Annotated in this window: 12 protein-coding genes; 2 read left to right on the plus strand and 10 right to left on the minus strand. The window is 58.0% G+C overall.

What is annotated here, in order from left to right; genetic code table 11:
- The 4 genes from HMPREF3044_RS01775 to gatC form a co-directional block, all read right to left on the minus strand.
- Positions 1-715, minus strand: a 715-nt coding sequence (locus HMPREF3044_RS01775; RefSeq protein ID WP_070739029.1) for an ATP-dependent 6-phosphofructokinase, incomplete at its 3' end; no start/stop codon positions are given.
- A 208-nt stretch (positions 716-923) separates the two neighbouring features.
- Positions 924-2,204, minus strand: a complete 1,281-nt coding sequence (locus tag HMPREF3044_RS01780) for an MFS transporter (protein WP_005392209.1) — start codon at positions 2,202-2,204, stop codon at positions 924-926.
- Between the two features lie 165 nt (positions 2,205-2,369).
- Positions 2,370-3,866, minus strand: coding sequence for an Asp-tRNA(Asn)/Glu-tRNA(Gln) amidotransferase subunit GatA (gene gatA / locus HMPREF3044_RS01785; protein ID WP_070739030.1), 1,497 nt, complete (start codon positions 3,864-3,866; stop codon positions 2,370-2,372).
- Positions 3,867-3,870: 4 nt separating this feature from the next.
- Complete coding sequence (gene gatC, locus HMPREF3044_RS01790) at positions 3,871-4,164, minus strand: Asp-tRNA(Asn)/Glu-tRNA(Gln) amidotransferase subunit GatC (protein WP_005392205.1); 294 nt, start codon at positions 4,162-4,164, stop codon at positions 3,871-3,873.
- 227 nt (positions 4,165-4,391) lie between these two features.
- Between gatC and HMPREF3044_RS01795 the strand changes: the two genes are divergently transcribed.
- Positions 4,392-5,069, plus strand: a complete 678-nt coding sequence (locus HMPREF3044_RS01795) for an ACT domain-containing protein (protein ID WP_070739041.1) — start codon at positions 4,392-4,394, stop codon at positions 5,067-5,069.
- 158 nt (positions 5,070-5,227) lie between these two features.
- Here HMPREF3044_RS01795 and ligA read toward each other — a convergent pair whose 3' ends face one another.
- Complete coding sequence (gene ligA, locus HMPREF3044_RS01800; RefSeq protein WP_070739031.1) at positions 5,228-7,267, minus strand: NAD-dependent DNA ligase LigA; 2,040 nt, start codon at positions 7,265-7,267, stop codon at positions 5,228-5,230.
- Between the two features lie 195 nt (positions 7,268-7,462).
- Here ligA and HMPREF3044_RS01805 point away from each other — a divergent pair, with 195 nt between their 5' ends.
- Complete coding sequence (locus HMPREF3044_RS01805; protein ID WP_005392200.1) at positions 7,463-8,137, plus strand: 3'-5' exonuclease; 675 nt, start codon at positions 7,463-7,465, stop codon at positions 8,135-8,137.
- Positions 8,138-8,409: 272 nt separating this feature from the next.
- On the opposite strand, the gene HMPREF3044_RS01810 is transcribed toward HMPREF3044_RS01805, so the two are convergent.
- The 5 genes from HMPREF3044_RS01810 to HMPREF3044_RS01830 all read right to left on the minus strand — a co-directional run bounded on the left by HMPREF3044_RS01810 (position 8,410) and on the right by HMPREF3044_RS01830 (position 14,622).
- On the minus strand, positions 8,410-9,327 hold the full coding sequence (locus HMPREF3044_RS01810) for a uroporphyrinogen decarboxylase/cobalamine-independent methonine synthase family protein (protein WP_005396069.1): 918 nt from the start codon (positions 9,325-9,327) through the stop codon (positions 8,410-8,412).
- Positions 9,328-10,404 carry a tRNA 2-thiouridine(34) synthase MnmA gene (gene mnmA / locus HMPREF3044_RS01815; RefSeq protein WP_081446554.1) on the minus strand — a complete coding sequence of 359 codons (1,077 nt, stop codon included), beginning with the start codon at positions 10,402-10,404 and terminating at the stop codon, positions 9,328-9,330.
- Positions 10,405-10,539: 135 nt separating this feature from the next.
- Positions 10,540-11,706 carry a cysteine desulfurase family protein gene (locus HMPREF3044_RS01820; RefSeq protein ID WP_070739042.1) on the minus strand — a complete coding sequence of 389 codons (1,167 nt, stop codon included), beginning with the start codon at positions 11,704-11,706 and terminating at the stop codon, positions 10,540-10,542.
- Positions 11,707-12,218: 512 nt separating this feature from the next.
- Positions 12,219-13,697 (minus strand): hypothetical protein, encoded by a 1,479-nt coding sequence (locus HMPREF3044_RS01825; RefSeq protein ID WP_246820833.1) that lies wholly within the window; start codon positions 13,695-13,697, stop codon positions 12,219-12,221.
- Between the two features lie 340 nt (positions 13,698-14,037).
- Positions 14,038-14,622: a DUF3558 domain-containing protein gene (locus tag HMPREF3044_RS01830; protein ID WP_070739032.1), complete on the minus strand. Its 585-nt coding sequence runs from the start codon at positions 14,620-14,622 to the stop codon at positions 14,038-14,040.
- Positions 14,623-15,022 lie beyond the last annotated feature (400 nt).

Below are 15,022 nucleotides of genomic sequence, written 5' to 3' on the forward strand. Positions count from 1 at the left end.
CTTCCCCCTCCTTGAAATCCATCGTCCCCTCCCTAGGCAAAGCGCCCTCAGCAACACAAATAATGCCGTACTTCTCCCCCATCTGGAACCGGCGCTCCATCGCCTTGCAGATGTCATTGATATCGAAGGGGTACTCGGGGATAACGGTGTAGTGTGCGCCACCTGCCATGCCGGCGTGCAAAGCGATCCAGCCTACGTGGCGTCCCATTACCTCCATGATCATCACGCGGTTGTGGGACTCAGCCGTCGTATGCAAGCGGTCAATAGCCTCTGTCGCCACTGATACTGCGGTGTCAAAACCGAAGGTGTAGTCTGTGCCGTTCACATCGTTATCGATGGTCTTCGGCACACCTATAACCGGAATGCCATTGTCAGCGAGGAACTGTGCACCCTTGAGGGTGCCCTCACCGCCGATCGGAATGAGCGCATCGACCTCGGCCTCGCGGAGGTTTTCCTTGATCTGGTCGATGCCTGCTTTGAACTTTTCGGGGTGCAGGCGACCGGTACCAAGAATGGTGCCGCCACGAAGAAGGATCTTGTCGATGTTGTCGTCGTCGTAAAGCTGGACTCGGCGATCTTCCATCAAGCCGACCCAGCCATCCTGATAGCCAACCACAGTCGAGCCGAATTCTGAGCTCGCCGTACGGACGATACCTCGGATCACGGCGTTCAGGCCGGGACAGTCACCACCAGAAGTCAAAGTAGCAATACGCATAGACCCGATATTAGCGAACCTCAAGGAATTTGGAGAGTTGAGGCGAACCATCGCAGGTCAGCAAATTGCGCCCGCCCGTGCATAACCAAAAACGCGGAGTCGTTATTTGTTTTTGGTTACCCCGTTTTGGCTGTTAATTGCCATGCTCCACCGGATCACCCGTATCGCTCACCGTCGATCACCGTTTCCCACCGTTTCCCACCGTCGGTCACTGCCTCTCATGGTCTCCGCAATCCACCCCGTCTGCGTGAACCGTCCTCCCCTCGTTGTTCGCGTTTGCGTATCGAGGAAGCACCGCCCAGCCCCGGGCTATGGACCAGGAGCCAACACCCAAAAATACCAAGCTCAGCACAATGCAGACGTGGTAGATATTCAACCAATGGAGCAGCCCCGTGACAATGACTAATCCGATCGGAGCCGCGAACATTCCGAGAGCGTTAAAAAGTGAGAAGGCTCGGCCACGAACGTCATTTGCGACACCCTCCGTGACGATCACCATTATCATCGGGGCGAACAGCCCACCTCCGATGCCCGCGATCACCATGCCGACCATCGCTGTCCAGTTCAACTGGATCACGGTGAAAAACAGCATGCCGACGATCTCCAGCCCCGCAGCTACAGCCCACATCGCGCGCCGGCGCTGCGTACCTCTCCACGCCACATAAGCCCCTCCAACGATTTCTCCCACCGCGTAGGCACTCATTGTGATGCCGAGGAGCCCTGGACGGTCGATCGACTGGAAGTGCGCCGGCAACAACACTGCCAACAACGGTGCCACGCAGACGGTGGATGCCAATGACACGACGGCGATGAGTCTAATCGCTGGCACAGCAAGGATCCGCTTCCACGATCCTAGGGAACCACGCAGTGTTTCCCCTTCCCCTGCGGCTGCTGAGGTACCGACGGGTAGAAGCGTCGTCAGGCCAGCTGCAGCGAAGGAGCAAATTGCCGTGATCCACAACACGTCTGTCATGTTTAGGGTGCTGAGTAGGACACCGGCGAGTGCGGGTCCCACGAGGAAACCGAAGCTCGCGATCGTCTGGTTAACTCCAGAGAGCCTGTCGAGGGTCATTTTCTCCGTTACGACATCGCCCACAAGCGCCGAACGTGCGCTCATTCCAGGGACATCGCCCACGGCCCCGAAGATCCCCAAAGCAATGAACCACCCCAGCGACAGGTCAGCCACATGGTCCACCATGATGAGCAGCACGATGGACAGTGCTGAGACCACATCGGAAACAACGGACATCGGCTTCCTGCCTACGGTATCAACCAGATGCCCGCCGACAAACGCAAAGATGAGAGACGGAACTGCAATCGCGGTAGCGACGATCCCCGCTGCCGCCGGATTGCCCGAGCGTTCAAGGACCATCCACGGCCACACAATACTCGCCACCGCGTTGCCGAGAATCGACATCGCTGCGGATGCGAGATACACGTACGGAGTGATAGCGGGGACAGCAACGTGTCCGGGGGCTCCCTGAGTCATTCCTACGAGTGTAATAGCCCTCCTTGGTACTTGCTTATAAGCCCTTACTTCAGAGCCACAGTGGCTGAGCGCGCGTCAGACTCCAGTTCGTCACTCAAATACCAAAGGTGCAGAAAGCAAAACGGATCCCACTGCGCTTGAACTGCGGGATCCGTTTTGAGAATTTTAGCTACGTGCTGCTTCGAATGCGGCACCAACCTTGTACAGGCGATCATCCTTGAACGCCGGGGCCATGATCTGCAAGCCAACCGGGAGGTTCGTGTCGCTTGCCAGGCCAGCCGGAACACTCATACCACCGAGACCCGCGAGGTTCAGCGGCAGCGTGAACAGGTCGAAGTTGTACATGGCCAGCGGATCGTTCACCTTCTCGCCGAGGGCAAACGCCGTGGTCGGTGTCACAGGTGCGACGAGAACTTCGGCTTGTTCGTATGCCTTAGCAAAGTCCTGCGCGATCAGCGCACGCACACGCTGAGCCTTGAGGTAGTAGGCATCGTAGTAGCCAACAGACAGCGTGTAGGTGCCAGCGAGGATACGGCGCTTCACCTCCGGGCCGAAGCCTGCGGCACGGGAGATGCTCATTACCTCAGCAGCGGAGTGCTTTCCATCGTCGCCCTCGCGCAGGCCGTACCGCATGCCGTCGAAACGGGCAAGGTTCGAGGAAATCTCCGAGAACTGAATGAGGTAATACGTGCCGATGGCATCGTCGAAGTGCGGACAGTCGACCTCGACGATATCTGCGCCGAGACCCCGCAACTTCTCTATAGACTGCTGGAAGTTTTCCAGCACACCGGGCTGGTAGCCTTCGCGAACGAACTGCTTAACCACGCCGACTTTCACGCCGCTGAGGTCACCCTTTGCGCCCTCGCGAGCTGCACCAACGACATCCGGAACGGGCGTATCAACGGTCGTTGCATCGTGCGGGTCAACGCCTGCAATGACTTCGTGCAGCAGCGCGGTGTCCAGCACCGTGCGCGCGCAGGGGCCACCCTGATCGAGGGAAGACGCACAGGCGACGAGGCCGTAACGCGACACGCCACCGTAGGTGGGCTTCACACCCACAGTGCCTGTCAACGCTGCGGGCTGACGAATGGAACCGCCCGTGTCCGTTCCGATACCGATCGGGGCTTCGCCGGAAGCTAGTGCTGCAGCGGTGCCGCCACCGGAGCCACCCGGGGTACGCGTGCGGTCCCAGGGGTTTTTGGTGACATGGTAAGCAGAGTTCTCGGTGGAGGAGCCCATCGCAAACTCGTCCATGTTCGTCTTGCCCAGGATCGGAATTCCAGCGCCGCGAATCTTCGTTACGACGGTGGCATCGTAAGGACTCATGTAGCCCTCAAGCATCTTGGACGCACATGTCGTCGGCGCGTCAGTGGTGACAAAGACATCCTTGAGTGCCAGCGGCACACCGGCGAGAGGAGACGCGGGCTTTTCGCCCTTGTCCAGAGACTCGTCTACTGCACGGGCAGCAGCAAGTGCCTCATCGGCACCGACGTGGAGGAAGGCCCCGAGTTCCTCGTCAACCTCGGCAATGCGGTCGAGGTGAGCCTGGGTTGCTTCCACGGAGCTTACTTCGCGGCTATGAATCTTCTCCGCGAGCTCGGAGGCGCTCAGGGAGGTCAGACCCGTGGTGGATTCTGCAAGAAAAGTATTATCTGTGCTCATAACGTTATTCCCCCAGAATCTGCGGTACGACGAACTTATCCTCTTCCTTTTCCGGAGCCTGGTCCAGCGCAGCCTCCTGCGACAAGGACGGGGCAACGGTATCTTTCCGCATCGCGGTGTGCGTGGCGTGGGGGTGGCTCATGGGTTCCACTCCCTCTGTGTCCACGTTCTGAACTGCTGATACGTGGCCAATGATGCCGTCGATCTGGCTAGCGAAGGTGGTAATCTCCTCTTCGCTCAGCGCCAACCTGGCGAGTGTGGCGAGATGAGCCACCTCATCGCGAGAAATTTGAGGCACGCGAGCTTCCCCTTTTCTTTTCTCTAAAGTGTTCTGTTACGAATCGTAAGTGTAGTAACGAGCTACATTCTTATCTCTTTGACTCTACCGTACCCCGCCTCCACAGCAGGCAGCGCATGCTCCCCATCAACATACCGAGCTGTCTATATCTTCCATTCCGGGCAAGTGTTTGGTTACAATGCCTACGTTAAACCTTAATCAAGAACGATAAAAAGGCTGTGATCGTGATGGAGACTTCTTATCTCATCCGTGTGCTGCTCCCCGACGAACCCGGCACTCTCGGACGTCTCGCCAGCTCAGTTGGGCTGACCGAGGGAAACATTCAATCCGTAGACGTGGTTGAGCAGTTCCCCGATGGCACAGTCATGGACGATATCGTCATCACGCTTCCCCAGGGTGCTCTCCCCGACACCCTGGTCACCGCCGCCCAGCAGGACGAAAACGCGGTCATCGATTCGATTCGCCCGTTTTCCGGCAGGGTGGATCGACGGGGACAGGTGCAGATGCTCGCACGCTTTGCTGAGCACGCTGATAGCGCCCGCAATGCCCTAGACGAGCTGGCAAACGTCATGCCTCAGACAATGACCGCCGGCTGGTGCATCATTCTGCGCGAAACTCCTGAGCTCACCCGCGTCGCAGCCTCTGCGGCCGCCCCCTCGGACGATGGCACGCACCCCTCCAATGTCGAGGTGGATTCGTGCCGGATGCTCAACCCCGAGACCGAGGACTGGATTCCTGAATCCTGGACGCTTCTCGACGCTTCCCTGGCCGCTGCTCCTCTCACCAGCACCGATCTCATCATGGTCATCGGTCGACCCGGTGGACCGGACTTCCTGGGCTCCGAAATTGCCCACCTGGGAGACCTTGGAGTCATCATCGGGACGATGCTCAGCCGACAATCCTAGATCTGCGGAACAAAAACCTGCGCTGGTTATCCTGCCCGGGAAAGCCCACGTAGGAAAGCTCACACAGGAGAGCTTGCACAGGAGAGCCCGCACAGAAAAAGCCTGCCCAGGAAACATCGCGTGAAAGCCCTTGCTTCCTGCTGTTTTAGGCAGACAGTTTAGAGAAGCGAGGTCACCGCGCCGGTAGCGAGCAACTCCTCAAACTGCTGTTCGTTGATGATTGGCCGGCCGAGTTCCTCGGCTTTCGCAGCCTTGGAACCGGCGTTTGCGCCCACGACAACGTAGTCCGTCTTCTTGGACACGCTTCCGGATGCTTTGCCACCGCGCTCGATGATTGCCTCCTTCACCCCATCGCGGGTGTAATTTTCCAGCGAGCCTGTGACGACGATAGTAAGTCCCTCGAGCGTCTGTTCCTTGGCCTCTCCACGCTCATCCTCCATGGTGACGCCCGCTTCCGCCCAGGCATCGACGATGGCGCGGTGCCAGTCGACCGAGAACCAGTCGACGATGGACGCGGCGATGACACCTCCAACGCCCTCCGTTGCTGCCAGTTCTTCCTCGGTTGCTTTCCTGATCGCATCCATCGAGCCGAATTCCCGAGCTAGGGCTCGTGCTGCTGTGGGGCCGACGTGGCGGATGGATAGACCAGTAATGACGCGCCACAGGTCTGTTTCCTTCTGTGTCTTCAAACCTGCGATGAGTTTCTTCCCTGCGGCGTTTACGGCCCCCTTGGAGTTGGTGTACACCCGAGAATCCAGCAGATCGTCCTCGGTAAGGGTGAACAGATCCGCCTCGTCAGTGAGAATTCCCGTGCGGACGAGATCCGCAGCGGCCTTCTCACCCAGTGCTTCAATATCGAAGACGCCCCTGCCCGCGATGTACTCCAAGCGTCCGGCAAGTTGGCCCGGACAGCTACGGGTATTGGGGCACCTCCAGTCCGCATCCTCCTCTTTCGCCGGGGCAAGTTTCGTCCCACACTGCGGGCACAGAGTGGGAAAGACGAAGGGGCGCTCCGTCCCATCGCGCAGATCCGCCACCGGCCCCAAGACCTCGGGGATGACTTCTCCGGCCTTCCGGATCACAACCTGGTCCCCGATGAGCACGCCCTTGCGATTGACCTCGGATTGATTGTGCAAAGTAGCCATCTCCACTGTTGACCCTGCCACTTCCACCGGCTCCATGATGGCGAAGGGGGTAACCCGGCCGGTCCGGCCTACGCCGACCCGAACGTCGACAAGCTTCGTAACAGCCTCTTCTGGTGGATACTTGTACGCGATCGCCCACCTGGGGGCGCGGGACGTTGCCCCAAGCGCGCGCTGCTGTTCCCGATTATCGACCTTGACCACCATGCCATCCATCTCGAAGACGGCATCGTGGCGGTGATCGGCCCACTTTTCCACCATCTCGTGCACCTCCTCATGGGAGTGCACGACGGTGGTGTATTCCGACACAGGCAGACCAAAGGCAGCGAGCGCCTTGTATGCCTCCGTCTGCGACTCGAAGGAAATCCCCTCCGCAGCGCCAATGCCGTGGCAAACGAGAGTGAGCTTCCGCTTCTTCACTGCCTGTGGGTCCTTCTGTCTCATAGAGCCGGCTGCTGCGTTGCGGGGATTTGCAAAGGGCTTCTTGTTTTCCAGCTGCCGCTGCTCATTGACCAAGGGAAAATCGTCAATGGCGATATAGACTTCACCCCGAACCTCCAACACGCTCGGGATCGGGAACGCGTCATTTTCCTGTAAGTGATCGGGAATACCAGTGATCATCCGGGCATTGGCAGTGATCTCCTCCCCCACCGTGCCGTCCCCTCGCGTCGCCGCAGTGGCGAGCTCACCGTCACGGTACACAAGGTCAATGGACACACCATCGATCTTGAGCTCGACGGAGTACGTGTCCGATGGAGTACGGATCAGCCACTGCTCGAGCTCGTCCTTGCTGAACACGTTATCCAGCGAATACATCCGCTCCAGGTGAGCGATGTTTTCAAAGCTTGACCCCTCGGGCGACGGCGCGCCGACCTCGAGAGTCGGACTATCGGGTGCCCGTAACCCCGGGTGCTCCGCCTCCAACTGTTGGAGTCGAGAGAAGAGCACATCGAACTCAGCGTCCGTTATCTCCGGCGTTCCGTTGTAGTACTTGTCCCGGTGATACCGCACCTGGGCTGCGAGCTCCTCCCATCGTGCGTGGAGGGAGGAGTCCATGGGTTGACTGGAAGTTGCTTTGTCAGACACGCGCTTCAGTGTACCTGTGTGTGGCAGATCGCTCACCGACACACGCATTCATTATGACTGTGTCCCGGCAGGTCAGGCTAGACACGTCTGGGGTGTGTTCAGGCGGTGGTAGCCTAACGTGCATAGCTAAAAATCCGCACACAGTGAGCTTCGGAGGATTGAACCGTGTACTCCTTTGACCCGTCCAAGATGGTGGCTTTCGATCTGGAAACCACCACCAACGATCCCCTGAAAGCCCACGTTGTTACGTCCTCTGTCATCCGCATCGACGGCTCCAATGCCGACGAAACCTATCTGCTGGCGGATCCGGGCATTCCGATCAGCGAGGAGGCAGAGAAGGTCCACGGAATATCCAATGAGTACGCCAAGGCCAACGGTGAGCCCCACGATGATGTCGTCGCCAAAACTGTTGAGCTTATCCGCCGCGGGTGGGATGAGGGCTTCACGCTCATCGTTTTCAACGGTTGCTTCGACCTCACCATTTTGCACCAATGCTCCCCCGACTTCACTATCGACGGGCTGGTTGTAGACCCGTACATCATTGATAAGAAGAAGGACCATTACCGCGCCGGAAAGCGCAACCTCTCGGCGATGTCGGAATACTACGAGATTCGCCTAGATAAAGCCCACAACTCCAGCGCTGATTCCCTCGCCGCCGCACGCATCGCGTGGAAGCAGGCACGCCGATGGCCAGAAATTACCACCATGGATGGCGATGAGCTGATGGAGAGCCAGACGGTGTGGTACTACGAGATGCAGTCCGATTTGGCCAAGTACTTCGCTGGAAAGGGCAGGGACGTGGAAGTGAACCTCTCCTGGCCGCTCCAGCTCTCTTCCTAGCCCCACTACAAACTCGTATCCTGCAGTGCAGGAATACCGGCAGGTCGTCCGCCACATGTTGTGAGCGTGGCCCTGAGGTACGTACGCCTGTTGTGCGTGCGTCTGTGGTGCAACCTTTGCCGGCCAGACTCAGACAAGAGAGGATTCTCCGGTGAGCACGAGGACAGGATAAATTCCAACAATTTTCCTCACCAGTTAAATGTTAAGCAGCTCACCAGCTAAATGTTAAGCAGTGTGTAAATGCGGTGGATAGCGTAAGCGACTACCGCGCGTTAGCGGATGAAGCGGTCAAGCTCGTACGCCGTGCGGTATGCCTCCGCTCCACCTCGCGCCCAAATATCAAAGACTCCCCTGTCCTGTCCGAGCTCACTACAGACGCGCTCGAGTTCATCACGATTGGCAGACACAGCACAGTGGCCACCTGCATCGGCTAACTCTTCGAGTGCTGTACCTGCAGCATCAAGCTGTGCGGAATTGGTGACGAATGCCAGATCGATCAGCGCCCCCTCACTTGGCATTACGTCCCATTGCGGGGCGTACCCGATCTGGTTAATTACGGGAACATAGGCTACCTGCTCGTCGACAGCGGCACGCACGGCCTCGTAAGCAGGAAACAAAACTCGCTGTAGCTCGTCGACCGGCACCGGGCGGAGAGTGTCGAAATCGGATGTCCCCGGCACTGCCCCTGCTCGGATGGACCCAAGATACGGCTCGTCGAATTGGACCACGATGCGAGAGGAGGAAAAGCGCCGCGCAATGTCTTTCGCATGAGCAACAAGACCTGCAGTAAGAGCCTCAGATATGTCAATGGTCGCCGACCTATCGCTCAGCACGCGGTGCCCGTTGGCAAGCTCCATCTTCGTGGCCAAAGACCACGGCCCGAGACAATGTACCTTCACCGTATCCGCATGGGACGGCCAGAGCTCCTCCACCGTATCGATATCTCTGTCAAGACCGTCTTTGGCCCGATTAGCAGCGCGACTGCCGCGTGGCGTGACTACCCAACCACGGGAGCGAACGTCGACGTGAAGGCCGTCGACAAGCGCGGTCGTTCGGCCGACCGGATCGTACCAGGGTCCGCGAGCGGAAAGCTGCGGGATGTGCGGGAGATCCCCCGTCTCACTAATGACGATATCGCAGGCTTCAGCAAAGGTGGCGGCGGTAACTTCACCGACCCCTAGGGCAACCATCTAGTGCACCGTCCCGCAGATCGTGCCGGAACCGAGGACGATGTCACCGGCTTGGTCTGGAAGGTAGACAACTGCCGCCTGACCACGTGCAACGCCGGACAATGGTTGCTTGAGCGTCAGCGTCATAGTATCGCCCTCAATGTGTGCAGAACACGGCACAACCTCCCCATGCGCACGGACCTGCACCTGGCACTCCACATCTCCATTGAACGCAGGATGCAGTTGCTTGAGGCGGTCAGCGATGATCGTATGGACTGCCAGGTGCTCGCGCGGACCAACAGTTACGGTTCCGGTTGCTGCATCAATGTCCGTCACATAACGCGGCCGTCCGTCAGCTGCGGGAACGCGGATATTCAGTCCCTTGCGCTGACCGATGGTGTAGCCATAGACACCGTCATGGTCCTGGAGCTTGTTGCCGTCTTCATCCACAATTACGCCGGGGCGCATACCGATGTGCTTACCCAAAAAGGCCTTCGTGTTGCCGTCGGGAATGAAGCAAATGTCGTAGCTGTCCGGCTTTTTTGCCACGGAGAAACCGTGCCGAGCGGCTTCTTCCCGGATCTGGGGCTTCTCTGTATTGCCCACAGGGAAGTAGCAGTGTGCAAGTTCATCGGCGGTCAGCACACCAAGCACGTAGGACTGATCCTTCTTTGGATCTACCGATCGCCGCAAATAGCCGTTCTCATCGATGGTCGCGTAGTGTCCAGTGGCGACAGCATCGAAGCCGAGGGCGATGCCACGCTCCAGCAGTGCCCGGAACTTGATCTTCTCGTTGCAGCGCAAGCACGGGTTGGGTGTTTCCCCCATCGCGTAGGATTCGACAAAGTCGTCGATGACGTCTTCTTTGAAGCGGTCGGAAAAGTCCCACACGTAAAACGGGATACCCAGCTTGTCGCACACGCGACGAGCATCAGCAGAATCTTCAAGAGAGCAGCAGCCACGGGAGGATTCCCTAACGGATTGTGGGTCTCGCGACAGTGCCAGGTGCACGCCTACAACATCGTGACCTGCCTCAACAGCTCGCGCTGCGGCGACGGCACTGTCCACTCCTCCACTCATTGCTGCAAGAACTCTCATGGCTATTCTCAACACTTCCCGCGTTCGTCTTATTCCCACCCGTGGACGAACGAGCAGGTTGATAATCGGCTACCAGTAAACAATCGGCTAGTCAGTATAGGACCTTTGTCCACGTGTAGGAAACGCCTACTTTGTTTAGGCCATACCAGCCAATCGTGCACGCTCAACCACGTCGGCGGCATGAGCGAGAAGGAAGTCCACGTCCTCCTGGGAGGTCGTCCGGCCCAGGGTGAAACGAATGGCACCGCGGGCAACCTTCTCTTCAACTCCCATCGCTAGGAGAACGTGCGATGCCCGGTTCACGCCAGACGAGCATGCCGAGCCTGCGGCAACCTCGATTCCAAGGGAATCGAACAGCATGATGAGAGAATCCGCCTCAGCACCAGGGAAACTGACGAAGAGGTGTCCGGGCAGGTTCGGCTCGCTCGTGTGCACGACGAGCTTGTCGACGCTTTCCTTCAGGCCGTCCCGCAGCCGTGCGGTGAGACTTTCCAATCGTGCGCGTTCGCCATCCATTTCGGTCACCGCTTCCCTTAATGCCACCGCAGTTGCCATCGCTCCGGCCGCATCAGGGGTTCCCGGGCGGATTCCCCGCTGCTGGCCTCCCCCTGTGAGGACCGGTGAGGGTACCGGTGAACGCTTTGCCAGAAGAATTCCCACTCCTCGTGGCCCGCCGAATTTGTGAGCGCTGGCTGCCATCGTTGTCGCCCCCAGTGCGGAAAAATCCACGGGAAGGTGCCCAACCACTTGAACGGCATCGACGTGGAGGGGAGTTTCGGTTTCCTGGCATTTTTCTGCCACCTTGGTGATCGGCTGGATGGCCCCGGTCTCGTTGTTTGCCCACATAACCGCCGCAACGGTGGCAGGCAAATCCAGGAGTTCAAAGTCTTCGATGTGCCCCGACGAGGTGACCGGCAGGTAATCCACCTGAACGTGTGGCATCCGCGTAGCCAGGGATGACACCGTCTCTTTGACGGCCGGGTGCTCGATCGGTGTGGTGACGATACGTAGCGTTTCTTCTCGGTCCACTGCATTTTGAAGGAGTCCACGGACAGCCAGGTTATCCGCTTCAGTACCAGAACCCGTAAAGATCACCTCAATCGGCTCGCAGCTAAGCGCATCAGCGATGATCTCCCGTGCCTCAGCGAGCACCGCCTGTGCTCGCCGTCCCGATGCGTAGCTGCCTCCGGGGTTCAGGACATCGGAATTTTCTACCCACGCATCGACCGCTGACTGCCGTATAGGCGTTGTGGCAGCGTGATCAAAATAGTGGGAAGTGGTTCGAGTCGTCCGAGTGCTCATGGTGAAAACAATACTGTCATCGCCCAGCACGCCACCTAGTAGGGCGGATCATCCACGGTCACCCAGAGTAGCGACATATCCAGCCCTGTAAAGGACAATCACTGAAACATGTGTCGGCTACGTCCACGCCATGTCCAGAAATCATCGCCCATCTCTCTGATTGAAGGCTGTGTGCACGTTTTCCACTTCTCTCCATCTTCCCTTCCCCATTCACTCCCTCCTAAAGTTTCCTTTCCCGCTTCGTTTCCCCCTTCTTACCTTTCTCATCGCTTGTCGACGCTCCACTGGTTACCCGTTACCCCGCCCCTCGGCATCGCTACGATGGGCGCACCTCTGTGGCGACGGGGTTGCTGTCCCCATGGCACTGTTATTCCCCAGTCGCACCGCTGAATACCTGTTGTGCCGCCGTGTCCCAGCTACGCCACCAACTGTGAACATCCTCGCTACCACTGCACGGCCCGATGGCATCTACCAGTCACCTTTACGTGTACCGGCCACCGTTACTAAGCCAGTTAGGAGCGCGCCCATGCACCGATGGTGCCTGGAACCATGGGTGGTACCTCTCCGAGGATCGCCTTGGTGTTGGCGTCTTGCTCCAGCTCGGAGAGGACGGTCTTCACCGGTCTGGTCGTCTTCCTGTCCTTACTCGCCCCCATGTTCATGGGCATCACTCCACGGCCATACCCGCCTGTTGCTCGACTACCAGATGCCGGAACCCCCGCGTTTCCTCCATGGGCCGTACCAGCGCGGACTGCACTACCTGTGTGAGACCCGCTGTCAGGAATTGCCGGTAGCTTGCTGAACCTCACTCCACCTAGGCCACCGGCGATATTCCTGGCAGCAGCCCCACCACTGATGGCACCAAAAGCACCGCCAGCAGCAATTCCACTACCGCCCTGGTGTTTACTGCTACCTGCAGCAGATGGCAATCGTTTGCCAGCTGTGGTGCCGCGTTGACCACCGTTGCGACCCACACCTGCTGGAGCCACGGTCGACACCGGGTGTGTCTCCGACCTATCGACGCAGGATCCACCCCTAGCGTTAGCTCCTCCAACACCGCTGTTTACTGCTCCCCCAGGCACCGCAGTCCCGCCCCCGATACCTTCGCGCCCGAGATCCCCAGGCACAGACGAAATCACTGGCATACCGGTCCCAGCCGGGGAGGATCCCACTGGGGTGAGCCCACCACCATGTCCACCAGCTAATGGCACGGTCAATCCCTGCGGAGCGGTATGCGACTGACCAGCTAACACTGGAGTCTCCTCAAGACGCGCACCCGGTGAAGCCTCGACCTGTTGGCTGACCGACCCATCGTCGGTGGCGTGCTGTAACGCACGAACAAGCACGGGATCCGGGTTACCAGACCGGATCCTTTCCAACTGGCCATCGAAGTCCTTCTTAGATCCACTCACCAGCTCATCCATCTCTGCCTCCCACGCCCCACCAGTAGAGGGTGGTACAACGGTATCGAGGAGTGAACCCACTCGAGGTTCTGCCAATGACAGCAATGGAGGCATTGCCACCCGGGCATACGCCACAAGTGCCAACTGCTCTTGTAGCTGACGCGCACCTGGAATCGGGTTTGCCAACACGGAACCATTGATCGCACCGGCCGCAGCAATTCCCAACTTATGTGTCAGCCCGATTCGCCCCGACCACCTGGCCATCGCTTCCGCATTCGTCCCAAAGGACTCCGTCGCCTCACTTGTAACCCGCAACTTGTCAACAATCGCATCGATAACCTCACCGCGGTTGGCGTCCACAATTCCGTTAGCAATACTGCGCAACCGACCAGTTACCTCCACCATAGAAGTGTGCAACCCCTTCCACGCCGAGGCCGCCTCTCCAATAGCAGAAGTGTGGGTGGTGAAATAATCCCGCAGCAATTCCAGCACACTCCCCGCTGGCACAACCACCTTCTGTCCCACCACAACGGGCACCGGTGCCACGTGCTCTGGAAGAGCAATCATTCCCAGCTTCTCAGCCGGCACACCACCTGATTCACCGCCACAAATTCCCGGACTAGAGCCCGCATCATGCAAGCGATCTAATGATCGAGCAAACACATCTTCCTGCGCCTCAAACCCATGCACAGTCGCCTGTAAGCCACGCGCAAGCCCACTGATCACGTCCCCCAACCCCTGAGCTACAACCCTCGCAGACCCCGGCCCCGTATCCAATACGCCTGCATGCTCCCGACCCAACTGATCTAATCCAGAAACGCGGGTGAAACTATCAAGAGTGCTATTGGACCAGCTACTACTCGCGGTCTTTAGTATAACGTCACTGATTTTCCTGAGCCTCACAACGCTGTCACTTAGTTGACCTTGATTAATTGCTACGATATTCATTTAGTTTCTCCCCGATCAAAAGATCAAAATATTTCTCAGCCTGTGCGCACTCTTCTGCCATCGGCGGATCGGTTAACACTGACGAATTAAAATTAACTTCCACCGTTCCATGTGGAGTTTCAGCTGCTACCGTGCAGCTGTCGTCCTCTTCGATTTGTTTGTAGGCAAGGGACGGAGCCTTTTCTGGAGAAAGTGGGTAGTCCAGAGGAATCCCTTTTCGCTCAAGTGCCGCCAGCTTGTAGGCAGCACCGGTGAGTGCTATTAAACCTGCGCTTGTTGTTTCAAAGTAGCAAGTATCGATTCCTTCTTTTTCAGGAACGGATAAATTTTCCGTCCATCGCTTAAGATTCAGCTCCGCTAACTTCTCCTCTGTCACATCCGCACACGGCTGAGCAAGATGGAAGTTAGGATCCCAGCGATCGAAAAGGTATGGCTCATCTTCCGGTGAGAGGCCTTGGTCAGCTCCCAGAAATTGAGCACATCCGGAGAGAAAAAGAACTGACAGCAGAGTAAAGACGAAACCGCTCCTGACGGTTGAAAAACCTGATGCTTTACTTCGATCCATACTATTCTCCTTTCAGCAGACGTTGTGCATCTCCACTACTTAGACGCGATGAGCAGTTCATCTGGTTCCGTAACTAGCGAAGCTTTTTCCATCGCGTCCAAGCCACCAACCGCTAACAGAAAAACACGCACGCGGACACCAAATCGTGCGCCTGCTGGCCCACTGCACCGGTAGACACCTGCAGTGAACCACGCCCCGGCACTGCGCGCACTCCGTCCGTGCACAACCCAGCGTGAACTCCCCCAATATGCGGGGTGCCTCGTACCGCCAAAAAAGATCGATCACATTAAGTGGCCGCATCTGTGTAGAGCAGCTCTGCGGGCATCTACACATAACTTGTCAATATCCCACACAAAAAATGTGGCCTGGTGAGAAGTTGCTCACCAGGCCACAGCGGAAC

The sequence above is a fragment of the Corynebacterium sp. HMSC073D01 genome (genome assembly GCF_001815555.1).
Lineage (GTDB): Bacteria > Actinomycetota > Actinomycetes > Mycobacteriales > Mycobacteriaceae > Corynebacterium > Corynebacterium glucuronolyticum.

Coding starts and splice junctions, on each gene's coding strand:
- HMPREF3044_RS01780 (WP_005392209.1), bottom strand. CDS start 2,204: ATGACTCAGGGAGCCCCCGGACACGTTGCTGTCCCCGCTATCACTCCG.
- gatA (WP_070739030.1), bottom strand. CDS start 3,866: ATGAGCACAGATAATACTTTTCTTGCAGAATCCACCACGGGTCTGACC.
- HMPREF3044_RS01795 (WP_070739041.1), top strand. CDS start 4,392: ATGGAGACTTCTTATCTCATCCGTGTGCTGCTCCCCGACGAACCCGGC.
- ligA (WP_070739031.1), bottom strand. CDS start 7,267: ATGGACTCCTCCCTCCACGCACGATGGGAGGAGCTCGCAGCCCAGGTG.
- HMPREF3044_RS01810 (WP_005396069.1), bottom strand. CDS start 9,327: ATGGTTGCCCTAGGGGTCGGTGAAGTTACCGCCGCCACCTTTGCTGAA.
- mnmA (WP_081446554.1), bottom strand. CDS start 10,404: ATGAGAGTTCTTGCAGCAATGAGTGGAGGAGTGGACAGTGCCGTCGCC.
- HMPREF3044_RS01820 (WP_070739042.1), bottom strand. CDS start 11,706: ATGAGCACTCGGACGACTCGAACCACTTCCCACTATTTTGATCACGCT.
- HMPREF3044_RS01830 (WP_070739032.1), bottom strand. CDS start 14,622: ATGGATCGAAGTAAAGCATCAGGTTTTTCAACCGTCAGGAGCGGTTTC.